At 63.2% G+C, this 23876-nt stretch carries 21 protein-coding genes and 1 tRNA gene; 11 read left to right on the top strand and 11 right to left on the bottom strand.

Annotated features, from left to right (window positions below; genetic code table 11):
* Nucleotides 1–321 precede the first annotated feature (321 nt).
* From QXZ85_RS07115 to QXZ85_RS07100, 4 genes are all read left to right on the top strand, one after another.
* Nucleotides 322–1887 carry an ABC transporter substrate-binding protein gene (locus tag QXZ85_RS07115; RefSeq protein ID WP_315769360.1) on the top strand — a complete coding sequence of 522 codons (1566 nt, stop codon included), beginning with the start codon at nucleotides 322–324 and terminating at the stop codon, nucleotides 1885–1887.
* Nucleotides 1888–1968: 81 nt separating this feature from the next.
* Nucleotides 1969–2940 (top strand): ABC transporter permease, encoded by a 972-nt coding sequence (locus tag QXZ85_RS07110; RefSeq protein WP_315702553.1) that lies wholly within the window; start codon nucleotides 1969–1971, stop codon nucleotides 2938–2940.
* Nucleotides 2937–3776 (top strand): ABC transporter permease, encoded by an 840-nt coding sequence (locus QXZ85_RS07105; protein WP_315702554.1) that lies wholly within the window; start codon nucleotides 2937–2939, stop codon nucleotides 3774–3776. The genes QXZ85_RS07110 and QXZ85_RS07105 overlap by 4 nt, the downstream gene beginning before the upstream one ends.
* Nucleotides 3777–3986: 210 nt before the next feature.
* Nucleotides 3987–5597 carry an ABC transporter ATP-binding protein gene (locus tag QXZ85_RS07100; protein ID WP_315764571.1) on the top strand — a complete coding sequence of 537 codons (1611 nt, stop codon included), beginning with the start codon at nucleotides 3987–3989 and terminating at the stop codon, nucleotides 5595–5597.
* Between the two features lie 36 nt (nucleotides 5598–5633).
* Here QXZ85_RS07100 and QXZ85_RS07095 read toward each other — a convergent pair whose 3' ends face one another.
* The 3 genes from QXZ85_RS07095 to QXZ85_RS07085 form a co-directional block, all read right to left on the bottom strand.
* Entirely contained in the window at nucleotides 5634–6440 is an 807-nt protein-coding gene (locus QXZ85_RS07095; RefSeq protein WP_315702556.1) for an enoyl-CoA hydratase/isomerase family protein, read from the bottom strand.
* Between the two features lie 135 nt (nucleotides 6441–6575).
* Nucleotides 6576–7733: an acyl-CoA dehydrogenase family protein gene (locus QXZ85_RS07090; RefSeq protein WP_315769321.1), complete on the bottom strand. Its 1158-nt coding sequence runs from the start codon at nucleotides 7731–7733 to the stop codon at nucleotides 6576–6578.
* Between the two features lie 27 nt (nucleotides 7734–7760).
* Nucleotides 7761–8825 (bottom strand): acyl-CoA dehydrogenase family protein, encoded by a 1065-nt coding sequence (locus QXZ85_RS07085; RefSeq protein WP_315702558.1) that lies wholly within the window; start codon nucleotides 8823–8825, stop codon nucleotides 7761–7763.
* A gap of 208 nt (nucleotides 8826–9033) precedes the next feature.
* Between QXZ85_RS07085 and QXZ85_RS07080 the strand changes: the two genes are divergently transcribed.
* Complete coding sequence (locus QXZ85_RS07080; protein WP_315702559.1) at nucleotides 9034–9816, top strand: SDR family oxidoreductase; 783 nt, start codon at nucleotides 9034–9036, stop codon at nucleotides 9814–9816.
* 140 nt (nucleotides 9817–9956) lie between these two features.
* On the opposite strand, the gene QXZ85_RS07075 is transcribed toward QXZ85_RS07080, so the two are convergent.
* Both QXZ85_RS07075 and QXZ85_RS07070 read right to left on the bottom strand, forming a co-directional pair.
* The gene (locus tag QXZ85_RS07075; protein ID WP_315702560.1) at nucleotides 9957–10223 is read right to left on the bottom strand and encodes a GlsB/YeaQ/YmgE family stress response membrane protein; all 267 of its coding nucleotides are present in this window, start codon (nucleotides 10221–10223) and stop codon (nucleotides 9957–9959) included.
* Nucleotides 10224–10261: 38 nt separating this feature from the next.
* Nucleotides 10262–10825, bottom strand: coding sequence for a YidB family protein (locus QXZ85_RS07070; protein ID WP_315702561.1), 564 nt, complete (start codon nucleotides 10823–10825; stop codon nucleotides 10262–10264).
* Between the two features lie 200 nt (nucleotides 10826–11025).
* On the opposite strand from QXZ85_RS07070, the gene QXZ85_RS07065 reads away from it, so the two are divergent.
* The gene (locus QXZ85_RS07065) at nucleotides 11026–11265 is read left to right on the top strand and encodes a hypothetical protein (protein ID WP_315702562.1); all 240 of its coding nucleotides are present in this window, start codon (nucleotides 11026–11028) and stop codon (nucleotides 11263–11265) included.
* 34 nt (nucleotides 11266–11299) lie between these two features.
* Here the strand turns inward: QXZ85_RS07065 and QXZ85_RS07060 are convergent, their stop codons facing one another.
* Nucleotides 11300–11899, bottom strand: coding sequence for a hypothetical protein (locus QXZ85_RS07060; protein WP_315702563.1), 600 nt, complete (start codon nucleotides 11897–11899; stop codon nucleotides 11300–11302).
* Between the two features lie 407 nt (nucleotides 11900–12306).
* Here QXZ85_RS07060 and QXZ85_RS07055 point away from each other — a divergent pair, with 407 nt between their 5' ends.
* Nucleotides 12307–14436: an NAD(P)/FAD-dependent oxidoreductase gene (locus tag QXZ85_RS07055; RefSeq protein ID WP_315702564.1), complete on the top strand. Its 2130-nt coding sequence runs from the start codon at nucleotides 12307–12309 to the stop codon at nucleotides 14434–14436.
* Between the two features lie 39 nt (nucleotides 14437–14475).
* On the opposite strand, the gene QXZ85_RS07050 is transcribed toward QXZ85_RS07055, so the two are convergent.
* From QXZ85_RS07050 to QXZ85_RS07040, 3 genes are read right to left on the bottom strand one after another with little or no spacing between them, the layout of a single operon-like run.
* Entirely contained in the window at nucleotides 14476–15411 is a 936-nt protein-coding gene (locus tag QXZ85_RS07050) for a M28 family peptidase (protein ID WP_315744586.1), read from the bottom strand.
* Nucleotides 15412–15433: 22 nt separating this feature from the next.
* The gene (locus QXZ85_RS07045) at nucleotides 15434–16051 is read right to left on the bottom strand and encodes a fused MFS/spermidine synthase (protein WP_315702566.1); all 618 of its coding nucleotides are present in this window, start codon (nucleotides 16049–16051) and stop codon (nucleotides 15434–15436) included.
* Complete coding sequence (locus QXZ85_RS07040) at nucleotides 16048–16971, bottom strand: fused MFS/spermidine synthase (RefSeq protein WP_315702567.1); 924 nt, start codon at nucleotides 16969–16971, stop codon at nucleotides 16048–16050. The genes QXZ85_RS07045 and QXZ85_RS07040 overlap by 4 nt, the downstream gene beginning before the upstream one ends.
* Nucleotides 16972–17302: 331 nt before the next feature.
* On the opposite strand from QXZ85_RS07040, the gene QXZ85_RS07035 reads away from it, so the two are divergent.
* The 3 genes from QXZ85_RS07035 to QXZ85_RS07025 all read left to right on the top strand — a co-directional run bounded on the left by QXZ85_RS07035 (nucleotide 17303) and on the right by QXZ85_RS07025 (nucleotide 19535).
* Nucleotides 17303–18340 carry an alpha/beta hydrolase gene (locus QXZ85_RS07035; protein ID WP_315702568.1) on the top strand — a complete coding sequence of 346 codons (1038 nt, stop codon included), beginning with the start codon at nucleotides 17303–17305 and terminating at the stop codon, nucleotides 18338–18340.
* Between the two features lie 115 nt (nucleotides 18341–18455).
* Nucleotides 18456–18532, top strand: a tRNA-Arg gene (locus QXZ85_RS07030).
* A gap of 244 nt (nucleotides 18533–18776) precedes the next feature.
* Complete coding sequence (locus QXZ85_RS07025; RefSeq protein WP_316173835.1) at nucleotides 18777–19535, top strand: hypothetical protein; 759 nt, start codon at nucleotides 18777–18779, stop codon at nucleotides 19533–19535.
* 98 nt (nucleotides 19536–19633) lie between these two features.
* Here the strand turns inward: QXZ85_RS07025 and QXZ85_RS07020 are convergent, their stop codons facing one another.
* Nucleotides 19634–20380 carry a TIGR02391 family protein gene (locus QXZ85_RS07020; protein WP_316173833.1) on the bottom strand — a complete coding sequence of 249 codons (747 nt, stop codon included), beginning with the start codon at nucleotides 20378–20380 and terminating at the stop codon, nucleotides 19634–19636.
* A gap of 471 nt (nucleotides 20381–20851) precedes the next feature.
* Nucleotides 20852–22570 (bottom strand): jacalin-like lectin, encoded by a 1719-nt coding sequence (locus tag QXZ85_RS07015; RefSeq protein WP_316173831.1) that lies wholly within the window; start codon nucleotides 22568–22570, stop codon nucleotides 20852–20854.
* A gap of 274 nt (nucleotides 22571–22844) precedes the next feature.
* Here QXZ85_RS07015 and QXZ85_RS07010 point away from each other — a divergent pair, with 274 nt between their 5' ends.
* On the top strand, nucleotides 22845–23876 hold the full coding sequence (locus tag QXZ85_RS07010; RefSeq protein WP_316173829.1) for an alpha/beta fold hydrolase: 1032 nt from the start codon (nucleotides 22845–22847) through the stop codon (nucleotides 23874–23876).

The raw sequence follows: 23876 nt of genomic DNA, 5'->3' as shown, positions 1-23876 counted from the left end.
CACGAATCCTATTTGCGCTGTTTATTTTTTGGGCGATCGTTGTCGCGACTTTCATCTTGCCGCGCTCATTCGAGCCGTGTGAGCCTTCTTGCACGAGCTTGACCGGAGCCAGGGTGCTTCTGGACTGCATTCGGACCCTGGCCGCGCCGTGCTTCCAACGCGTCGGCTTCGCGATTCCAAGCTCGATCAACACGCAAAGCCAGCTGGCGCTCCAACGGCCGGCGCGCCTTGCGAACAATTGCACATCGGGAGGCGGCTACATTCGTGCGCTTGGCGCGCGGAATGCATAGCGGCCGATTGGGACGTTTGGAAGGTCGCATGATGTTGAAGCGGGTATTGTTAGGTGTTGTTCTGGGCTGCGGATTATCCGCGGCGACCTTGCCAATTCAGGCCCGGGCCGACGAGCCCAAGCTCGGTGGAGTGATCAACGCCGTGATCCAGCCCGAGCCGCCGGGCCTGATGTTGGCGATGGTCCAGAATGGACCGACCCAGATGGTCTCTGGCAACATCTTCGAAGGCCTGCTCCGCTACAGCCCCAAGCTCGAGCCGTTGCCGGAGCTTGCGGAAAGCTGGACGATCAGCCCGGACGCCAAGATCTACACGTTCAAGCTCAAGCCGGGCGTGACCTGGCATGACGGCAAACCCTTCACCTCGGCGGACGTGCTGTTCTCGATCGAGATGCTGAAGAAGACCCACGCGCGCGCCCGCAACAATCTCTCTGTCGTCGAGAAGGTCGAGGCGCCCGACGATCTCACCGTCGTCTTTACGCTGAAGCAGCCGTTCGGTCCGTTCCTCGGCATTTTCGAGGTCGGCTCGATGCCGATGGTGCCGAAGCATCTCTACGAAGGCACCGACTGGAACACCAACCCATACAACAATGCCCCTGTCGGGACCGGCCCCTTCATGTTCAAGGAATGGCGGAAGGGCTCGTTCATTCACTTCGTCAAGAATCCGAACTACCATGAGAAGGGCAAGCCCTATCTCGACGAGATCTACTGGCAGATCATTCCGGATGCCGCGGCGCGCGCGGTGGCGTTCGAAACCGGCAAGGTCGATGTGTTGCCGGGTGGCTCGATCGAGAATTTCGATGTGCAGCGGGTGTCCAAGCTGCCGGGCGCCTGCATGACCGGCGCCGGCTGGGAATTCTTCAGCCCGCTCTCCTGGCTGTGGCTGAACCAGCGCAACCCGATCCTCGCCAACAAGAAGGTGAGGCAGGCGATCATGTATGCGATCGACCGCAACTTCGCCAAGGACGTGATCTGGAACGGGCTCGGCAACGTCGCGACCGGCCCATCCGCCTCGACCATCAAGTTCTATACGGGCGATGTGCCGAAATATGATTACGACCCGGCCAAGGCCAAGGCGCTCCTGAAGGAGGCCGGCTACAAGGGCGAGAAGCTCCGCATGTTGCCGCTCGCTTATGGCGAAACCTGGCAGCGCTGGGGCGAGGCCGTTAAGCAGAACCTGCAGGACGTCGGCATGAACATCGAGACCGTCGCGACCGACGTTCCCGGCGGTAATCAGAAGATCATGGACTGGGACTACGATATCGCCTTCACCTATCTCTACCAGTATGGCGATCCCGCGCTCGGCGTCTCCCGCAACTATCTGACCAGCGCGATTGCCAAGGGTCAGCTGTTCAACAACGTCGAGGGCTATTCCAATCCCGAGGTCGACCAGCTGTTCGCTGACGGTGCAGTGGCGACACCGGACTCCAAGCGCAAGGAGATCTACGACAAGGTGCAGAAGATCCTGGTCGAGGACGTGCCGGTCGCCTGGCTGCTCGAGCTGCAGTTCCCGACCATCACCAAGTGCAAGGTGAAGAACCTCATCACCACCGGCATCGGTGTCAACGATGGTTTCCGCGACGCCTGGCTCGACAAGTAAGGCGGCTATGCGGCGTGCGAGGTCCGAGCTTCGCGCGATGCCGCGCCATCCGTATTTCGAGCTGATCATCACGGGCTTCATATGCTCTCCTTCATCGTCCAAAGATTCGTGAAGGGCGTTATCGTCCTGCTCGCGATCGTCGTGTTGAACTTCTTCCTGATCCGCCTTGCGCCCGGCGATCCCGCCGTCGTCATGGCGGGCGAAGCCGGCGCCTCGGACAAGGTGTTCGTCGACCAGCTGCGGCAGAAATTCGGGCTCGACCGGCCGCTGCCTGAACAACTTCTGATCTATGTCAAGGGCATCGCCAGCTTCGACCTGGGCTTTTCGTTCCGCCAGCAGGCACCGGTGGCGCAGCTGATTCTGGAGCGGTTGCCGGCGACTTTGCTGTTGACGCTCACCGCCTTTCTGATCTCGCTCGCCTTCGGCATTCTGTTCGGCGTGCTCGCCGCGGGCTTTGCCGGCACTTTCATGGACACCGCGATCACCGTGCTCGCGCTGATCTTCTATGCCACGCCCCTGTTCTGGATCGCGTTGATTGCGATCCTTGTGTTCTCGGTCTGGGTCGATTGGCTGCCGAGCTTCGGCTACGAAACCGTCGGCGCCAACTACACCGGCCTCCGCCACGCGTTCGACGTCGGCGCTCATCTCGTCATGCCAGCGGCGACGCTCGGCCTGTTCTTCATGGCGACCTATACCCGCATGACCCGCGCCTCGATGCTCGAGGTCAGGCGGCTCGATTTCGTCAAGACCGCGCGCGCCAAGGGGCTGCGCGACAGCGTGATCCAGCGCCGTCACGTGCTGCGCAACGCGCTTCTGCCGGTCGTGACGCTGGCCGGCGTGCACGCCGGCACATTGGTCGGCGGCGCGGTGCTGACGGAGACGGTGTTCGCCTGGCCCGGCATCGGCCGGCTGATGTACGACGCCCTGATCCAGCGTGACTACAATCTGCTACTCGGCGTGTTCGTGGTCTGCTCGGCCATGGTCCTGATCTTCAATCTCGTCACCGACCTCGTCTACCGCCTGGTCGATCCGCGCATCGAGTTCGCAGCATGACCCAGTTCTGGAAAACCATGCTGCGGAGCCCAAGCGGAGTGATCGGCCTCGTCATCCTGGCGCTAGCGATCTTTGTCGCAGTGGTTGGTCCTATCTATGTCCCGAACTCGCCTTGGCGCATGGTGCAGCGGCCGTTCCTGCCGCCGTTCACGGCGCCGGCCGTGCCGCTTGGCACCGACGCGCTCGGGCGCGACGTGCTTGCCGGCCTCATCTTCGGTGCGCGCGTCTCGCTCCTTGTCGGGCTGGTCTCGACGCTGGTCGCGCTCGTGGTGGGCGTTCCGCTCGGGGCTGTCGCCGGCTATTTCGGCGGGCGGATTGACGACGCGCTGATGCGCTTCACCGAATTTTTCCAGACCGTCCCGAGTTTCGCGCTCGCCATCGTGCTGGTCGCGATCCTGCAGCCTTCGATCTATTCCATCGTGATCTCGATCGGCATCGTCAGCTGGCCGCCGGTCGCTCGCCTCGTCCGCGGTGAGGTGCTGTCTCTGCGCACCCGCGAATACGTCCAGGCCGCCGTCGTCACCGGGCAAAGCAGCAGCTGGATCATCTGGCGCGAGATCCTGCCGAATGCGCTGTCGCCGGTGATCGTGCTGGCCTCGCTGATGGTTGCGACCGCGATCCTGCTGGAATCCTCGCTCTCCTTTCTCGGCCTCGGTGATCCCAACCTGATCTCCTGGGGCTACATGGTCGGCGCAGGCCGCACCGTGATCCGTCAGGCCTGGTGGATCACGGTGTTTCCGGGCCTTGCGATCCTGCTGTCCGTGCTCGGCCTCAATCTGATCGGCGAAGGTTTGAACGATGCGCTCAACCCGCGCCTGTCGCGCGAGGGGAGGTGAGCGATGGCGTCTGTGAGCCCGGCTGCTGCAACAATGATGGTCGGCTCCCTCTCCCTTGGAGAGAGGGTTGGGGGTGAGGGATCACGGTCCCTCGATGGAGCCGCGCCCCCTCACCTGCGGGCTGTCGCCCGCGACCCCCCCCCCACAGGGGAGAGGTGAACCGCGTCCGCGGCTCGCAGATGTGGCCTACAGCGACGAGACAGTGATCCGATGACCGATCCCGTTGTTTCGATCAAAAATCTGCGCATCGCCCTGCCGAAGGGCGCCGAGCGTGCACACGCTGTCGACGGCGTCTCGTTCAACCTCGAAGCCGGCAAGATCGTCTGCGTGGTCGGCGAATCCGGCTCGGGCAAATCGATGTGCGCCCATGCGCTGATGGGCCTCTTGCCGGACACCGTGCAGGTCGATAGCGGCGAGATCCTGTTCGAAGGCCGCGATCTTCTGCAGGTGGATGACGACGGCTGGCGCGATCTGCGCGGCCGCCGCATCGCCATGGTGTTTCAGGAGCCGATGACCGCGCTCAACCCGTTGATGCGGATCGGCGACCAGCTCACGGAGGTGTTCGAAGCGCATGGTCTGCTGAAGCCGAAGGAGCGCCGCGCGAAAGCGCTGGCGCTGGTCCGCGAGGTCGGCCTGCCCGATCCGGAAAGCATCATCCGCGCCTATCCGCATCAGCTCTCCGGCGGCCAGCGTCAGCGCGCGATGATCGCGATGGCGCTTGCGCTCGAGCCCGCCGTGCTGATCGCCGACGAGCCGACCACCGCGCTCGATGTCACGACGCAGGCGCAGATCCTGAAGCTGATCCGCAACCTGCAGCGGAGCCACAACATGGCGGTGATGTTCATCACCCATGATTTCGGCGTCGTCGCCGACATTGCCGATCAGGTCGTGGTGCTGCGTCATGGCAAGGTGGTGGAGGAGGGCACGGCAGGCGACGTTTTCGCCGATCCGCAGGCCGACTACACCCGCGCGCTTCTCGCCGCCGTGCCCTCGTTCGACCCGCCGCCGCGCGCCTCACTGGAAGCTGCGCCCAAGGCGGTCGACGTCATCGGGCTGGACAAGACCTATGTGACGCCGACCGGCTGGTTCAGCCCGAAACGGCAGACCCGCGCAGCCAATGAGGTCAACTTCACGATCCACAAGGGCGAGACGCTCGGGCTCGTCGGCGAGTCCGGTTCCGGCAAGTCGTCGGTGGCACGGCTGGTGATGCGCCTCATTGACGCGGATCGGGGCACGGTGCGGATCGGCGATACCGACCTCACGGCGCTCGAAGGCGGCGCGTTGCGCGAACAGCGCCATCGCATCCAGATGATCTTTCAGGATCCGTTCGCTTCGCTCAATCCGCGCCGCACGGTCGGCCGCATCATCGCCGACGGCATGGTCGCACGCGGTACGCCGCTGGTGTCAGCGCTGCGGCGGGCACAGGAGCTGCTCGGCATGGTCGGGCTCGACGCCGGCGCGATCGAGCGCTATCCGCACGAATTCTCCGGCGGTCAGCGTCAGCGCATCGGCATTGCCCGCGCGCTCGCGCTCGAGCCGGAGATCATCGTCGCCGACGAAGCGGTGTCCGCGCTCGACGTCTCGGTGCAGGCTCAAGTCTTGAAGCTGCTCGAGGATCTGAAGGTACGGCTTGGACTCTCGATGCTGTTCATCACGCACGATTTGCGCGTCGCTGCCCAGATCTGCGACCGTATCGCGGTGATGCAGAAGGGCGCGATCGTCGAATTGAAGCCGACTGCCGCGCTGTTCGCGAATCCGGAGCATCCCTATACGCGCGAGCTGCTGGCAGCGGTGCCGGGTCGCAAACACGCCGCCGCGTGAGCGGCGCGCGCGAGCGTCTCGCCTGCGGCCGCAGGATCACCGTCCCTTGAAGTTTGCGGCGCGCCGTTCTTCGGTCGCCTTGACCCCTTCCTTGAAGTCTTCGGTGGCGCGCAGCCGCGTCTGCTGGGCGAGCTCGTGGGTGGTTGCTGCCATCACCCGGTCGGCGAGGCCGGCGCGCAAGGTGGCGCGGGTCGAGAGCAGGCCGAGCGGCGCGCATTCGGCGATCTCCGCTGCGAGTTTCATCGCCGCCGGCCGCACCTCGCCCTGCGGCACGCATTCATTGGCAAGGCCCCATTGATATGCCTGCTCGCCGGTGACGCGGCGGCTGGTGTAGAACATCAATTCCGCATTGTTCTTGCCGATCAGCTCGGGCAGCGTGACCGTCAGCCCGAAACCGGGATGAAAACCGAGCTTGGTGAAGTTGGCCGAGAACCGCGCTTCGGGGCAAGTGACGCGGAAATCGGCGGACACCGCAAGACCGAGGCCGCCGCCGATCGCCGCGCCATGCACGGCAGCCACGATCGGCTTCTTGCAGCGGAAGATCCGCACCGCCTGCATATAGAGGTGATTGATCTGTCCCAAGCTGTCGGCCGGGTCGCCCTTGCTGTCGCCGGCCTCCTGCGCCTGCCGTGCCGGATCGTTGAAGTTGGCGCCGGCGCAGAACGCCTTGCCTTGCGCGGCGAGCACCGAGGCGCGGATCTCGATGTTGCGATCGAATTCGTCGAGTGCATCCGCGATCTGGTTGATCAGCGAAATGTCGAAGAAGTTGAGCGGCGGTCGCCGGATTTCGATCAGGCCGACATGGCCATGAATCTCGACGCCGATGTCAGTGAAGGTGGTCATGTCGTGTCTCCAATCAATCTGAACCAATTCCACACGGTCGATGCACCCCTCTCCCCTTGTGGGAGAGGTCGGGCCGAGCCAGCCGCTCGCCTATCGCCTGCAACTACCAGATCGCAGCGCGACCCTCGCCCGCCGTCACCGCAGGCCCAGTCCGCGCGCGATGATGCCGCGCAGCACTTCCGTGGTGCCTCCCTGGATCGTCAGCTTGGGCGCGGTACGAATCGCAAAGGAGAGCTGGCTCTCCAGCGTCTCGCGATTGCCGGCGTCGTCATCGACGAAGGCTGCTAGCTCGCGCACCCGGTGCGGCAATTGTTGCTCCCATACCGTGCCGATGTCCTTGATGATCGAGGCTTCGACCACCGGCTCCTTGCCGGCCTGCAGCATGCCGGCGACCGACACCGACATCCGCCGCATCGTGTGCAGTTGCGCGACCAGCCGGCCGATGCCCTCGGCGCTGCGCGTATCGGGATCGCTGCCGACAGCACGCACCAACTCGGTGAGCACGTAGTACGTCTCCAGGAACCGCTCGGGGCCGGATCGCTCATAAGCGAGCTCGGATGTCGCCTGCTTCCACGCGCCGTCGATCTCGCCGAGCTGGTAATCGTCGGGCACGAAGGCATCGGTGAAGACGACCTCGTTGAACTCCTTCTGGCCCGTGATCTGGCCGATCGGGTTCACCTGGATGCCCGGCGTCTTCATGTCGACCAAAAACTGGGTCAGGCCGTGACGCCGGTTCTCCTTGGTCGGAGCTGAGGTCCGGAAGATCGCGATCATATAGTCGGCCATGTGCGCCGAGGTGGTCCAGATCTTCGCGCCGTTAATGAGCCATCCACCGTCGGTCTTGGTCGCGCGCGTCTTGGCCGCGAACAGGTCGGAGCCTGAATTCGGCTCGCTCATGCCGATCGCAAAACACAATTCGCCGCGGCAGATGCGCGGCAGGATATCCAATTTGACGTGCTCGGGCGCGTAGCGAAGCAGGATCGGGCCGCTCTGGCGATCGGCAACGAAGAAGCGGCGCACCGGAGCGTTGGCGACGCGCATCTCCTCGGTCACGACGTAACGCTCCAGGAAAGAGCGTTCGTGGCCGCCATATTTTTTCGGCCAGGTCATGCCGATCCAGCCGCGGGCGCCAACCCGCCGCGAGAACTCGCGTGCATCGGCATCCTCACGCAGCGGCTGGAACGGATTGAAGGTCCCAGTGGCAATTTCCTCGGCGAGAAACGCGCGCACCTCTTTGCGCAGCTCCTCGCATTCGCTCGGCAGACGGATCGGATCGAAACGAAGTGCGGTCATTGAACGGTCCTCTTTCGTTTCGAACGGTCAGCGCGAGGCGACCAGCGGCCACAGTTCGTCGGCGCCGCGCGCCGCGATGCGCTTGCCGAGCTCGACCGCCCAATAGCTCTCCGATCCGAAATCGTCGCGCCAGGCCAGTGCGCGCAACGAGAAGCGATGCAGGATGTGTTCGGTGGTGAAGCCGATGGCGCCGTGGACCTGATGCGCGATCGCTGCGCCCTTTTCCGCGGCTTCGCCACAGCGGATTTTCGCCGCGGCCGCTTCGAGAAAAACCGCATCGTCAAAGCCCGTGGCATGGGCCAGCGCATCGGCCGCCGAGGTTGCCGCCGCCAGCGCCGCCGCGGACTCGCCGGCGAGCTTCGCCAGATTGTGCTGCACCGCCTGGAATTTCGCGATCGGCTTCTCGAATGCGACCCGCTCGCCGGCGTACTTGACGCTGATCTCGAGCAGCTGCTCCAACGCGCCCGCGATCTGAAGGCTTCGCACCACGCTCCCCATCAGCATCAGCGATGTCTGATCGAATCCGTCCGGAGCAGGCACGAGCGTGAGAGGCTCGACATTGTCGAAGACCACAGTGTCGCTGCCGTCGAAGGCGAGGTTCAGTCCGCCCTGAATCCGCAGCTTCGCCGTCTCGACCAGCGCGATCGAGGGGCCATCCTGACCAGCCGCGAGCACGGCAACATGCTTGGCGGCTTTCGCAGATGGCACGCCGCGGCAGCGGCCTGTCAGGCGGCCATCGCAATCCAGCACGACGGTGTCCTGAGGGCGCGCCGGCGCCACCGTCATCTCGCCTTCCGGCGAGGCAATTTTGGCCTCGGCAAGCAGCCAGCCGGCAAGCATGGTTTCCGCGAGCGGCAGCGGAATCGCAAAGCGCCCGGCGGCGGCCAACACGCCAAAACCATCGGCGAGGTCGACGCCGGCACCGCCGAGATCCTCAGGCACCCACGCAAGCGGAAGGCCAGCCTCACTCAGGGCCTGCCAGAGCGGCGCCTGCCAGCGGCCGTCCTTGTCGTGATTGATGGTCTGCGCATCGGCGAGATCGGCGAAAATCCTCTCGGCCGTCCCGACGACGATGTTGTCGCTCTCCGCCACAGCGTTCCTCGGCTTTTGCGGCACGTGTTGCGCCGCCGTTTATTTGCTGGGCATGATGAGGAAAACGCCGCGCCGTGGCAAGCATCGCGGCCGCAGGGCGCTCCTCGGTCACAGCATGGTGGCATTCCATCCGGCGGAGATTGGTGGAGTTTGCAGCCCCCGCGAACTTGGCTAAGAAGGACCACTCAAACAAAAGGAAGAATTCGTCATGGCGAAAGATGGTCTGTGCGCGGTCGTCACGGGCTCGGCATCGGGATTGGGAGCGGCGACCGCGCTGCTTCTGGCGAAGGCGGGCGCACGGATTGTCGTGAACTATTCCAACAGCAAGAGCGAGGCGGAAGCAACCGCCGATCTCTGCCGTAAGGAAGGCGTCGAGGTGGTGGTGGTCCAGGGCGACGTTTCGCGAGACGATGACTGCAAGAAGATCGTCGCGGCGGCTGCGCCATGGGGTAAGCTCGACGCGCTGGTCAACAATGCCGGGACGACCAAGCACGTGGCGCATGACCAGCTCGATGGTCTGTCGGCCGAAGATTTCCAACGCATCTATGCGGTCAACACCATCGGACCCTATCAAATGGTTCGTGCCGCGCGGCCGTTGTTGGAAGCTGCTGCGAAAGGATCGGGGCGCGCATCCGCGGTGGTCAACGTCTCATCGGTTGCCGGCATCAGCGGTACCGGTTCGTCGATCGCCTATGCGGCAAGCAAAGGCGCGCTCAACACCATGACCTTGTCGCTGGCCCGTGCGCTCGCGCCGTTCATTCGCGTCAATACGGTTTGCCCCGGTTATATCGATACGCCCTGGTTCACCAAGGGCCGCGGCGAAGACGGGGCGAAGCAGGTGCGCGATGCCGTGGTGGCGCGTGTCCCGCTCAAGGCGGCATCGACGGCGGAGGACATCGCCCAGCTGGTCGCATTCCTGGCCAGCCCCGCATCGGCCCACATGACCGGCGAGGTCGTGCGCATGGATGCCGGCATGCATCTCATCGCCTGATTGCTTCCCTCCGTGATCGCTAGGAGCGTCAGCTCCGAAGCAATCCAGACTTGCTTCTTGAGACTGGATTGCTTCGTGGAGCTCGTCATCGGGCTGCGCGTCCGCGCGGACCCGTTGGCTCGTAGTGACGACAGCGGTAACTAGCGATTGAAGTCCCGGATCGTGCCGCTTGCGACCAGCCTGTTCCAGATGAACAGAACGACCACGGCGCCGATCGCGGCCGTGATGAAGCCGGCGCCTTGCTCAGGACCGTAATGCCCGATCGCTTGTCCGACGGCGGTGGCGAGGAAGGCGCCGAGAATGCCGAGCACGGTGGTGACGATGAAGCCGGATGGATTGTTCGGGCCAGGCGAGAGAAGCCGCGCAATGATGCCGGCGACGAATCCGACGATGATGATGTGCAGCATGGGCCAACGTCCTCTCTGGAGCCGCTTCGATCGGCCCGTTAAATCCGTCCCGACAGCTCCTGCTCGCTTGGCAACCGCCCATCCGGCGTCAAATGATCGACCACCTGGGGCAGATACTGGCTAAGCCCGTTCAGCAGTTCATCACGCGGCAAGCCGCTCTGGGCGCTGAGTTGGTCGAGTTGATCGGCCCCCAGCGCATTGGCGAGATCGTTCGGCGATATCGGCTGATTCTGTCCCCTGCCGACCCAGCTATTGGCCGCTTGGCCTTGGCCGCTCTGCTGGAGCTGCTTCAGGAGATCGCCGAGTCCGCCGGACAGGATGCTCCCGGCCGCGCCGCCTGCGAGCAGGCCGCCGAGCCCGCCGGCCAGAATGTTGCCGAGACCTCCGCCCGCGGGGCTGCCTTGCGGCGCCGGCTGCGGCGGGACGGGGGCTGGCGTAGCGTTCGGCTGCGTGCCCGGTGAAAAATGCTTCACCGCTTTCCAGGCCAGCAGCGCAAGGATCGCCATGGTCAGCGGCGACATGCCGCCATTCTTCTGCGTGCTCGGATGTGACGGCCCGTTCGGTCCGTTCTGCATGCCGTTGAGGATGTCGAGTAAGCCCATACCATGCCTCCCTACGTGCCCCGGTGATCAGGGTAGTGATCGGTGGCTAAGGTTACAAGCCGCTCACTACGGCGCGCGTGGTGCGCGCGTGAGATTTGCGCATCTTTGTCGATCGCAATGGCGCCGGCAGCTCTTGAAATGACCCGATGCGAATCTCAATTCGAGGAGAAGCGCCTGATGGCGTGCGGGAGGAGATGAGAATGCGCCTCGTCACGACTTTTGCCTGCGTTGCCGCCGGCCTGATCGCAGCCCTTGGCTCGACGTCCGCCGATGCGGCCCCGCCGACGGTGGTGCCGTCACCTGGCTATGACGCGCGGCTGCAGGAGCAGAGAGCGGCGCAGCGCGCAGGAGCGCCGGCGGAAATGACCTCGGTGCCATATCCGCACCGCGACCACATGCGCCGGCATCGCCATCATCATCACGATCGCGCCGCGCACTGAAAGCGGCCGGCCGAAAGCTGCGCGGCAGTTCGGCTCAGCCCTTCTTCGCCTTGGATGCAGGGGCGGGGGGCGGGGTTTGGCCCGTGAGGAACCGCTTCAGGTCGCTCAGCTTCTCCGACAGCATTTGAAAGCTGCAGGAGAGTGAATCCTTTCCAGGCTCCTTGACGCAGGGCACGACCTTGACCCGCGCGCGGGCGTCGGCGCTCGGCGGCCTACTCGGTCGCTGGATCGGAAGCGGCACGCGCTCGGGTTCGATCGCAGCCCGCACCGGAACATCGCGTAGCGAGGCCTGCTGCAGGTTCTGCGGCTGCGGCCGCGTCATGAAGGCGGTCGCGACGTTGTCGCGACCGCGTTTCTCCAGATAGAGCGAATATTGCTGGTCGATATATTTCTGCTCTTCTGGCGTTGGATTGGGACCTGCAATATCGAAGATGCGGTTCTGCATGAAGTCGTAATAAGTGTAGCCGCCGCCCGGCTTGCGACGGCCCGCGAACTTGGCATTGCATTGGGCGAGCGCTGCCGTCTTCTCTTCCTTGGACGGGGACTGTTCGGCGAGATCCGCGCACTCTTCAAAATCGGCTGGGGCCCGGCTCCACCACTGCGCGTGTGCAGGTTCACACCGCAGAGCTGCCAAGCTGCACGCAGTAAGGACGAGCAGGACTGGTACGCGAGATGCAAACACGAACGACTTTCCTTTGCGCTTTCGCCGTGAAATGACGGCGAATTGTCGCCAATTTGCGGCGATGTGTCACCGCAATGCTGCGCTTTTCGTGGCTTTCTTTGCAGCCCATTCTGTCGTTGTGATGAAGACGACACATTGGGCCCGCTTTTTTCGCGCAATGAGCCGAATTTGGCTCCTTGATGTGGCGGAAAAGTCATTTAGAGCATCACGTGCTCGCTTTGCTTTCATCCGCAGGTTGCGCTTGCGTCCAATTTTTACGGTGTAAAGATCCAATTGACAGACGGCGCGCCTCCTTTTAGGATTATCTTGACATTGGAAAGATGATCCGCTGCTGCCAATCTGGCCGGTCGGAGGCTGTGATGAAGACCTTCCTAGCCATCAAGCTCGCGCTGCTTCCCTTCGCCGCGTTCTGGGGGCTGCTCGGGGCCCATCATGTCGACTGGGCAGCTTGGGTCGGATTGACGCTCTCGCTGGCATTCAACCTGTGGCGTGCGTTCCGCGGCGAACTCATCGTACTGGAGCTCGGCGGTCTTGCTCTGTTCGTGCTGATGGCGATCGGTGTCGACGTCGCGCCAGATATGATGGCGGCGAACGCGCTGTGGCTGTCTTTCGCAGGCCTTGCCGCGATCAGCCTCGGCTCCCTCGTGCTCGGCCACCCCTGGACTGCCGACTACTCGCGTGCGGCCTACTCCGAGAACGCCTCCACGCCGGAATTCCAGCTGGTCAATGCCATAATAAGCGGGCTCTGGGGCGTGCTGTTTGCCGGACTCGCCTGGTGCCGCTTTGCCGCTGTCGCGCCATGGATCACGACATTGATCGTGGTCGGCGGCGCACTGTTCTCGATCTTCGGACCGCAGCTTGTCATCCGCGCTCTCTTGTCGCGCGCCCGCGCCTCGCGTGAAGAATTTCGTTGGCCGGCGCCAGCCTTTGCCGGTGTGGCAGACCATGATTGCGATGTCGCCGTGGTCGGTGCCGGCATCGGCGGGCTAACGGCGGCAGCGCTGCTCGCGGATGCCGGCCTCAAGGTCAGCGTGTTCGAGCATCACGTCGTGGCAGGCGGTTTCTGCCACACCTATCTGCGCAAGGCACGTCACGATCATAAGTCAGTGCTGTATCGCTTTGATGCCGGTCCGCACGACTTTTCCGGCGTGTGGAAGGGCGGCCCTGTCGACAGCGTCCTGCGGCGGCTTGGCGTTGCCGATCGCCTGCAATGGAAGCGCGTCATGCATTCCTATCGCCTGGCCGGCCAGCGGATCGACGTGCCGCAGGACTGGCGCGACTATGTACGGCTGCTATGCGAGATGTTCCCCGATAGTGCCGCGGGACTGACGCAGCTGTTCGATACCATCCACGCGATCTTCGAGGACATGTATTCGACCGGGGACGAGCGCTCGGGTATCCCCGGCATGCCGGAGCGGCTCGAGGACATGCTCGCCTTTCCCAAGAGGCATCCGCAAGCCTTTCGCTGGATGGACCGGCCATTCGACGAACTGGTCGCGGCGCATGTGACGGATCCGCAGGCGGTTCGCTATCTCTACGCGTTGTCGGGCTATCTCGGCGACGGGAGCGAGCGGCTGAGCTGCGCGCAGATGGTCCCGATCTTCGGCTATTATTTCAAGGGTGGCTTTTATCCGCTCGGCGGCTCCGGCCGCTTCGCCGATGTGCTGGTCGAGGCGATCGAATCGCGCGGAGGTGAAGTCCATCTGAAGTCGCCGGTGCGTCGCATCGTGGTCGAGCAGGGCTGTGCGACAGGTGTGGTGCTTGGCGACGGCAGGATCATTCGCGCGCACGCCGTGGTATCGAATGCCGACCTCCGCCACGCTTTCCTGGACCTCCTCCCGCCTGACGCATTGCCTCGAGATTTTCGCGCGCGTATCGCAGCGGCCGAGCCGGCGAATTCCGCCTTCAGCGTGCATCTCGGCCTCGACCTCGTGCCGGATATCGCGCCCGCGACCCATCTCGATTCGCCGATGGACGTCGGGATTGCCGTGATGTCCAAGCTCGATCCGTCTGCGGCGCCAGAAGGGCACGCGACGATGACCTTGATCAGCCTGATGTCCAACCAAGAGGCCGAGACCTGGTTTCCGGATCAGGGCGGGGACGATTGGAAGGAATGGCGGCGCTCGGGCGACTATGCGGCGCGCAAGCAGGCGCTCGGGGACAGGATGATCGCGGCGGCAGAGACCGTTATACCCGGCCTATCGCAGCACATCGTCTATCGGACCGATGCCAGCCCCGTGACCTATGCGCGCTACGACTGGTCCAGCACGGGCGCGATCTACGGGGCATCGGGTGCGGGGCGGCTGAAAGGCGCGAAATCGCCCCTGCGCAATCTCGTCATTGCCGGCGGCGGCAATGCAGGTGCGGGCGTTGAGGCTGTCGTCATCTCGGGTGCCGAGGCGGCCGAGGCCCTGGTGTCGGGGCTGTTGGCGCGCAAACCCGCCGAGGCGGCCCGACGAATGCCAGCGCCGGAGCCGGCGCTGGCATAGAAGTAGATCGGATACGCTGCGCGCCGACAGCGCAGAAGCCTACGGGGTGTAGAGATATTGCAGCAGCGTGCGGCCGACCGTCTGCAGGCTCGCCGCCGAGCATTGCTCGATCGTGTCCTGCGTGGTGTTGAAATAGGGCTCGTAATCGAAATCGATCACCAGGAAGCTCGGGATACCAGCCTCCTGGAACGCGGTGTGATCATCGCTGATCGGATAGGCGGTCGGTTCGAGCGGAAATGCTGACGGAGCTAGCGTCCGGCCGATGGTCCAGAATTTCTGCACCTCCGGCCGCGCCGATGCGAGCGAGGAGGGATCGGGCTTGAGCGCGAGATCCTTGTCGCAGACCATGTCGAAATCGACGACCTTCTCCGGCCTGCGGTTCGGATAATAGTCCTTCAGATGCGCGACGAAATAGGGGGAGCCCAGTGGGTGCCAGGTCGGGTCACCCGCGCCGAGCGATTTTGGTCCTTCCTCGCCATCGAAGAAGATCATGTCGATGCCGATGTCCGGCTTCGACGACAGCGACAGCACGCGCGCGGTCTCCAGCAGCAGCGCCACAGCCGAGGCCGAATTGTTGGCGCCCGGCATCGGTGCGTCCGGCGTCTTGGCGTCCCGATAGGCTTTCACGATGCTGTCGTAATGCGTGGCGACGATGATGCGTCGCGGATTCTGCACCTGGAAGCGGGCGACGATGTTGGTCAGGTGGAGCGGCTTGCCGTCGTCGTCCTTCACCGTGAAGTTCTGGGTCAGCACCGCGTCGGTCGCGCTCTTGGCCATCGCCGCCTTGATGTAATCGATGGTCTGTTGATGGCCTGGCGCTCCCATCGATCGTGGCGTGAAGCGCAGCAGATCGGCGATATGGGTCAGCGCGCGCTGCCCGTCCCACAACTCGGTCTGCGCCTCTACGGCGCCGGCTGGATGGGCAACGCAGAGGACGGCGGCTGCAACCGCCAGGCGCCGAAAAAGACCAAACATCCGTGACCTCAACAGACCAACTCTATGATCCCTTCTTCCCGAACGGGATGAAGAGAATGCCGGCGCAGACCGCGAGCGCCAGTGCAAACAGGTAAGTGATCGCGCGCGAGCCGATCGAAGGGATCAGCGTGAATGTGGTGAATAGCGTCCCGACGACATTGCCGATGGTGGATACACCGTAGACCAGCCCGGCGACGCGGCCGGCCTCGTCGGCCGATCGGGTCAGAAGGCTCACCGCAATCGGCGAGAAGGTGCCGAGCAAGGTCAAGGGAAGCAGCAGCAGCGCGGTGGAGGCGAGCAGCGTGGCGGTCGGCCCGTCGCCGATCCGGTCCAGGATATCGGCCATCACCGGATCGGCCGAGGCCGGTACCAGCGCCAGATAGGCCGCGGCAACCAGGATCATGATGCCGATCGTCCGGGGCGAGGGATGGCGGTCGACAATGGCGCTGCCCGCAAAATATCCGATCGCAAGCGCGCAGAGCACGGTGGAAATCAGGCTCGCCCAGGTGCCGATGCCGCCGCCGAAATAGGGAAACAGATAGCGGCTGCCGAGCATCTCGAAGCCCATCAGCACGCCGCCGACGATGAAGGCGCAAATGTAGATGGCAAGCAGACCTGTGCGAGAGAGAGCAGCGGTCACGGCAGCTTCCTGTTGTGACGCTCGATGCTCTTCAAATTCTCGACCGGCGCGAAGTCGTCGCTCAACACCTTGGCATCGGCCGCGATCACATCGCCGCCGTTGACATCGATGCGGCGGCGTTCGGCCAGCATGTCCTGCAGGCGATAGCGCAGGCCATAGGCCTTGTCGCGCTCCTGGGCGAGCGCGGCGAGGTCCTCCGCCTTACGCTCGTCGCCCAGATAGGCGACCGTGACGATGTTGCCATCGGCCCGGTAGAAGTCGAGCTGAGGAAACACGGTGTTGATCGTCTTGATCGCTGAATCGAACAGCATGGTCGTGGGCTCGATGTTCTGCGCGACCACGCCGCCGTCGGCGAGATGATCCTTGACGAGCTGATAGAATTCCTTGGTCAGCAGATGGAACGGCACGAACGGGCCGCGATAGGCGTCGATCAGGATGACGTCGTAGCGATCCTTGGATTCCTGCAGGAACAGCCGGCCGTCGCGATTGGCGACGTGGAAATTGGGCTCCTCCTTGATGCCAAAATACTTCTTGGCGAGTTCGAGCACGGTGGGGTCGAGTTCGACCGATGTCACCGGCACGTCGGGCAGGAAGCGGTGCAGGTACCAGGCGGTGCGGCCGCCGCCAAAGCCGATCTCGAGGATCGAATGCACGTCCTTCGCGTACATCAGGCTCGCCGTCATGAAGCGCGTATAGTCGACCGGCAGATCTTTTTCGTCCTGGGTGTTGTAGACGCTTTCCGTGTAGATCCGGCGGTTATGGCCGAAGGTCATGCTGCGATAGGGTGGCTGCTCATACACATAGATGTTGTTGTAGAGCGACTCCTTGGATTCCAGGAGATGGCGGGTGTCCTGCGCCTGGCTGGCTGCAGTGAACAAGACGCTTGCGAGCGCGCCGAAAATGACCGACCGGATGAGCATCGACTTGTCTGTTTCCCTCGGCTGAACGATCAGACGGCGTGCCGGTGACAGGCAGGACCGGACCTCCAGGACGGTTGTCCATTGGGGCCGGGCGCGGGCACGACCGGCGGGGTTTGGGGCATGCGCCCGGTTCCGCTGCCGGCGCCGTCCTCTTAAACCATCGGCATCGGCTCGGATAGTGAAACCGCGGTCGTCCAACGCCGCTGTGATCGGGCTGGCGCCCGATAACTGGCCGCGCAGTGGTCAGTTCCCGGCGGTCCGCCCGGCTTCCAGTTGACTCGATCGAGGCGCTTTAGGCATCTCAAGCGGTCCGCCGATGGAGAATGCTGAAATGGCCAGGTTGGGTTGGGCTCTGCTCCTGTTTCTTGTGATTCTGAGCCGCCAGGCCGTTGCCGAGGATGAGGTGGCGCCGAACCGGAGACCGGTGAAGGTAATCGCGGATTCGCAGATGGCGGTGGGCAATCGTGGCATTTTGCCACTCTACGTCTCTGCGGACTGGTCCCGGCCGCTGCCTGACATCACACGTGCAGTGGTCATCCTGCATGGGAGGCTGCGCAACGCCGATGTCTATTACCGATCGGCCAGAACGGCGCAGGCCGCCGCCGGGGCCGCCGGCCAGGCGACGATCATGATCGTCCCGCAATTCCTCAGCGAGGTCGATGTCGAGGCGCATCAGCTGCCGCCGGACACGTTGCGCTGGACCTTCGAGGGATGGGAAAGCGGCGATGCCGCGACCGGGCCGAGCCCGGTCAGTTCATTCGAGGCGATCGACGCCATTCTGGCGCGGCTGGCGGACCGCCGGCTGTTTCCGAAGCTGACCGATGTCGTGCTCGCCGGCCATTCCGGCGGCGGCCAGGTGGTCCAGCGTTACGCGATCGCCGGGCGGGGCGAGGCGCCGCTCACCGCCGAACACGTCGCGGTGCGTTACGTCGTCGCCAATCCGTCTTCCTACGCCTATTTCTCTCCCGGACGGCCAGAGCCCGCGATTGCCGCATCATGTTCCGGCTATGACAATTGGAAATATGGCATGCAGGTGCGGCCCCAGTACCTCGCCGACCCGCCGCCGGCCGAGCTCGAACGCCGTTATGTTTCGCGTCGGGTGATCTATCTGCTCGGGACCCGCGACACCAATCCAAACCATCCGGCGCTCGACCGAAGCTGCATGGCGGAAGCGCAAGGGCCCTACCGCTATGCGCGCGGACATGCCTATGCTGCGGCAATGGCGGCGCGCGATCATGACACGCCGAACCATCTTTTGTGGGACGTCGAGGGCGTCGGCCACGATGGCGACAAGATGCTGACGTCGGCGTGCGGGTTGCAGGCACTGTTCGATTTGCCGGGGTGCTCCGCGGATCGTGCGGGCCATTGAGGAGGCCGACAGAATCAGCCCTGTCCTCGCCCGGAGGGAGGAGAGGTGGAGGCTTCCGGTCCTGGCTTCGGTCTGCTATGAAGCCCGCGAAGCTCCTGCACGTCGTGCCGGATCCGGTCCCGTAGCTCAGCTGGATAGAGCGGCGGTTTCCTAAACCGTAGGTCGCATGTTCGAGTCATGCCGGGATCGCCAACAACATCAATACCTTAGGCCATCGGGGCCCTGCTAAGGTTTTCGGCGAAATCGGCTAGGGGTAATCAGCGGGGTAACAAAACCCCTGATGACGTTGGACTAGTGGCAGAAGGTCGGGCTGAAGAACCGAGGACGACAGTCGTCCTAGCAAGACTGTTGGTCGGGCACGCATCGGAACTGCCGTGCCACCAAGGACCAACTATAATCCATACGGTCGATTCGCTGAGCCGCTCCGAACCATCCGATGATGCGCAACAAGGTCTACATTGACGACAGCCAGATGGGCCAATCGCCCGTGTCGGTGTTGGGCGGATGGCTGCATGATGAAAGGCAATGGGCACTGTTTTCTGACGAATGGAAGCAGGCGCTCGATATGAGCCCTCGGCTGGCCTATTTCAAATACAGCGAAGCCAGAACGCTCTCGGGCGAGTTCGCCGGGTGGAGCGAGCGATCCAGAGACGAGCGCGTTCGATTGTTGATGCGGATTCTGCGGGACCACAAGCCCGTCGGCGTCGCATCGGCGATGCCGCACGACCTCTATCAAAAGGTCTTTGGCAAGAACCCTGACAAGGTCATCCGGCATCCATATTTCTTTAGTTTCTTCGGGGTTGTGGCCGGGGTTTCGCAGGCACTTGCACGCACGGGCAGGATCGAACCCGTCGAGTTCATCTTCGATAGCCAACCCGACCAAATGGATGCGGTGACCGAATCTTGGAAATCGCTGGTGCGGAGCGCACCAGACGATATCCGACCAATGCTCGGCGGTTATCCGATCTTCCGCAGCGACAAGACCACCATGCCATTACAAGCCGCCGATCTGTGCGCGGGTTATCAGCGCGAGATCGCGACCGACACGATATTAGGACGAAAAAGCCTACCACCAATGTGGGGCGATTTGGACCTGACCAGCCTTACGATCATCGGGCGCTTTTGGAATGCCGATGCACTGAATGGCTTGTACGAAAACTGGCTGGCCAAGCAGGGCATGGCCGTGCCGCCATAGGCGGAGCGGGCAAAGGTCGAAAATGAAGGATATCCTGATCGGCACCCAGGATTACGAACGCCGGTTCGGCAAGCCTACCGGTTGCGTGGGTGCTTGAATCACGGATTCTTTCGACGCGCCTCAATAATGCTCAGCAGGTGCGTTGCCAGCATCACCTGCTGCTGTGCCTCCCGTGGGTCCGTAAGAGCGACCGTGCGATGCGAGTGCGGATTTTTGTAGGAGCCGATTGCCCCAGCAAACAGGTGAGCCAGCGCCTCCCTCTCGGCTTCGGTCTGGCTCAGGTCGGTCAGTGGGCCGCCCTTGGCGTCGAAAGCCTTCCGCATGAGCGGCATGCCGATGTCCGTGTTGCTGTATTTGCCTGCCTCTCGAACCGCTACCTCGACCGCCTTGAAAGCCGCAAACACAGCCTCGTCAAGTTCGCCGCGCATCAGAGACGAATAAACCTTGTCAGCGATTGCAGGATGCAGCAGCGATTTGGGAAAGGCACGCGCGGCGCGGAAGCGGGCGAAGTCCTCTTTCGAGGAAATGGCCACGCCCTCTTTGGTCAAGACCATGTAGCCGTTTCGACCATTTTGGTCTGGCGCGGGCATGATAAGCCCCTCCCGGCGCAGTAGCTCCCACGTCTCACCCAAGAGCACATCTATCCGAGGCTTCTTGTGGTATGGATAGGCGAACTCAATCGACGTAGCCATTCCGGTGCCTTGTTTGATCTCCGACACGGCATCTGGCCAAAACATCCGACCGGAGCCCGCCGCGAGTTTCAGCAGGATCGGTGCCAGATCGTCGGGCGGCATGGCGAGAAGATCATCGGCGGTCGGGAATAGTGTTAGCAGCGTTTCGCTCATTCAGCCGCCTTCAGCATCAGATCGGGCACACGCCCGATCTATAACCGGATGCTCGCGGTTTTTCCATCTTGAGCCGCGCCTCGACCAGCCTGACGAGCAGGGTCAGAGTATCAATCCTTCTGCTCTCGGTTAACACCTAAACCCGGTAAGTTTCCCGACAGCTTGGATTATTGCTTGACATTCGACCCAGGCAAGCATGCGAATTAGTATACGTAGTTTTCGATGCGCCTTGGGGGCTACCATGGACATCGTAGAGCCTGCTTTCGTCGTCTCGGCGGCGACGACGGTCTTTGTCTTAATTGGGCTTGGACTAGTATTTTGAGATTTTGTGCCCGCTGCGACAATTGCCGGTTCGTCTGTGAGGTTGACGATTTCCGGGTCGCCGCCGTCTTTTGGATATTTGAACCCAAGCATGCACGGCTCGTAGACGCCGCAACCGATCTCGGTTGCGGCGCCGCCGTTGCGCTCACATCACTGCGTGAGCGTCCAGGCTTGGCTGGGCGCGCCGGAGGAGGTCGCGGTCACGAGCTGGTTGCCGAGCGACGTGCCGTTCATGCCGATCACCTCCGTGGGATAGCTGCGGACCGCGATCGTGCCGGCGGAACTGTCGTACTTGAAGCGTTGGTTGTTGTTGCCGGTGCAGGTCCAGATGATGAGCTGGGCACCGTCGCCATAGGTGCCGCCATTGTCGAGACAATAATGCGGGTCGGCCATGCTGCGGATCATGCCGGTCTGGTCGTCATAGCTCCAGGTCTGGTTGACGCCGCCATTGCACGACCATTGGATCACCGCGGTGCCGTCGGCGATGGTGCCGCCACTGACGTCCATGCACAGCGACGAGCTGCGGTTGACAAGGCGCAGTGCCTGGCGGGCCGGGGCCGTGCCGCTGCTGACCGGCGCATAGACCACGCCGAGCTTGTCTACGCCGTCGCCTGAACGCCCATGGAAGCCGGTGATCTGCCAGCCGGCGGGTGCTGCGTAGGTGGTGCAGTTCGAGGTCGTCGTGCCGCCCGACAGATGTCGCCCTGCGCTGGTGGCGAAGTTGATGGAGAAGACGCGGGTATGACCCTGATACTGGTCGATGCAGAGATTGACCGAGCTCAGCACTTCGCCGCTGCCCAGGGGCAGCGTCTGTGCGGTGCCGCCCGTGCCGCCATGCGAGAACACGTAGCCGTTCGAGAGCGCGATCTCGACGTGATCGACCCGGTTCCCGGTCTGGATCGTCAGCTGCTTGACGACCGGGGTCGGCGGCAGCGCCGAGCTGTCGTTATAGCTCGTGCCATGCGGGCCGCCGAACTGGTCGCTCAGCATGAGACTGGCCGCCGTCGTATAGGTCCAGTCGACTTCGATCGGATGGTGGTCCGAGAGCTGCGTGCCGGAGCTGTCCACGGCATCCTGATGGTCGACATAGGTCGGCGCCTGCAGATTCAAGAAGCCGTTGCTGCGCCACAGCACCTTGTCGGTGATCTCGCAGTCCGGCCGTGCCGTCTCGGAAGAGCCGCACACCAGATCGCCGCCGCCAACCGCCGGCACGCTGCCGTTGCGGATGTCCTGGATCCAGGCATCGCTGAAGCCGTGATGCAGGAATTCCCACATGTTTTGCCCGACGCGGGTGTAACGGGTGTTGGTGTCGCCCAGCACCATGATCGCGTTGCCGGCCGAGTTGGATTCGATATAGCCGAGCATCTGGTTCACGTCCGATACGCTGTCGGCGAGATCCGTCGAGGAGGTGCCGGACTGGCCGTGCAGATTGTACACGTCGAGATAGGTCCCCTCGGCGAGGCGCGCGCGAACCATGGTGAAGCCTTTCGGTGTCAGCGCGTCCGCATCGGCCCGGTTGGTCCAGGTCACGCGATCGAGGTCGTCGAACGGAAAATTGGACAGCGTGTTGAGACCGTCGCCGAAGCCGATGCCGCCGGAGGTCGGCGTCCGGTACAGGTGATTGTCGCAATCGTTGTAGAGATCGGCGTGCCAGTTGAAGTCCTCCTGCACGTTGACGATCGCGAACGGCTTGACGTAGCAGCTGATGATCGGCGTGTGCAGTGTGGCGTTGGCTCCGGAATATTCAAACGGAATGCCCGCGATATTGTACGACAGCGTATTGAACGATCCGCCGCCGGCGTGGGATTGTCCGGACAGCAACGCGCCACCAAAGGCGATTGCGTACGCAAGATGGTGCAACTTCATCATTAAGCCCCCTCAAAGGTGTGGTGGAGAGCTTGCGAATTAGCTTGCGCGATTTATCAGCCCGATGACGCTTCCAAGACGTTTTGTCTTTGAGGTAGAAGAAATGCCTACTTCAATCTTAAGGAGTATTTGTCTGCCGTCGTCGATGCGGTCCGGGCGCCTATCGCCTCACCAGAGCTGAACCGAATTTGGGCATGACAGTCCCTTCTTATAGTGTACGATAAGTCCACTTATTGAAGTGGTGCGCGCGGCAAAAGCGATATCGTGGGGTCGAGGCATGGCTGACGGCAGCGACTATCAGGTCTTCGAGGCCGGCGACGTGACCCTGCAGTCCGGCGCCGTGTTCCGGTCGTTGCGCCTGGCCTATAAGACCTATGGCGCCCTCAACGCCGCCAAGGACAACGTCATCGTCTATCCCACCTCGTTCGGCGCGCAGCATTACGACACCGAATGGCTGATCGAGGCGGGCGGCGCGCTCGATCCGGAGCGTTATTTCGTCGTCATCCCGAACCTGTTCGGCAACGGGCTGTCGTCCTCGCCGTCCAATTCGCAAGACCTGCTCGCAGGCGCGCCGTTTCCCTTGATCACCTATCACGATGCGGTTGCAGTGCAGCGCCGCCTGCTGGTCGAACAGTTCGGGATCGCGCGGATAGCGCTCGTGTACGGTTGGTCGATGGGCGGCATGCAGGCCTATCACTGGGCCGCTTGCCATCCCGACATGGTGGAGCGTGCCGCGATCGTTTGCGGCAGCGCGCGCTGCTCGCCCTACAATCAGGTGTTTCTGGAAGGTGTGAGGGGGGCGCTAACCGCCGATCCAGCCTTCAAGAACGGCCGCTTCATCGAGCGGCCGGCCGCGGGCCTGCGCGCCATGGGACGGGCCTATGCCGGCTGGGCGATGTCGTACGAATTCTATCGTCAGGAGATCTGGCGCGAATCCGGCTTTGTCTCACTGGAGGATTATCTGGCCGCCAGTTGGGACACCGCCTTCGCGCATCGGGACGGCAATAATCTGCTGGCGCAGATCGCCACCTGGCACAACGGGGATATCAGCCGCTGTGCGGCCTTCGACGGCGATCTCGACCGGGCGCTTGGTGCGATCCGCGCCCGCATGCTGCTGATGCCGGGCCAGACCGACCGCTATTTCGATTGGCGCGACAACGAGGCCGAATTGGGCAAGCTGGTCAATGCCCGCTCTGCCGAACTGTGTCCGATCCCTTCGATCCACGGCCATCGCGCCGGCAATCCGATCCGGATTCCGGCCGATCGCGCCTTCATCAACGCGGCGGTCTCGCGCCTCTTGCAGAGCTGA

The sequence above is a fragment of the Bradyrhizobium sp. SZCCHNGR1005 genome (genome assembly GCF_032489995.1).
Lineage (GTDB): Bacteria > Pseudomonadota > Alphaproteobacteria > Rhizobiales > Xanthobacteraceae > Bradyrhizobium.
This window is presented reverse-complemented; position numbering and strand designations above follow the sequence as displayed.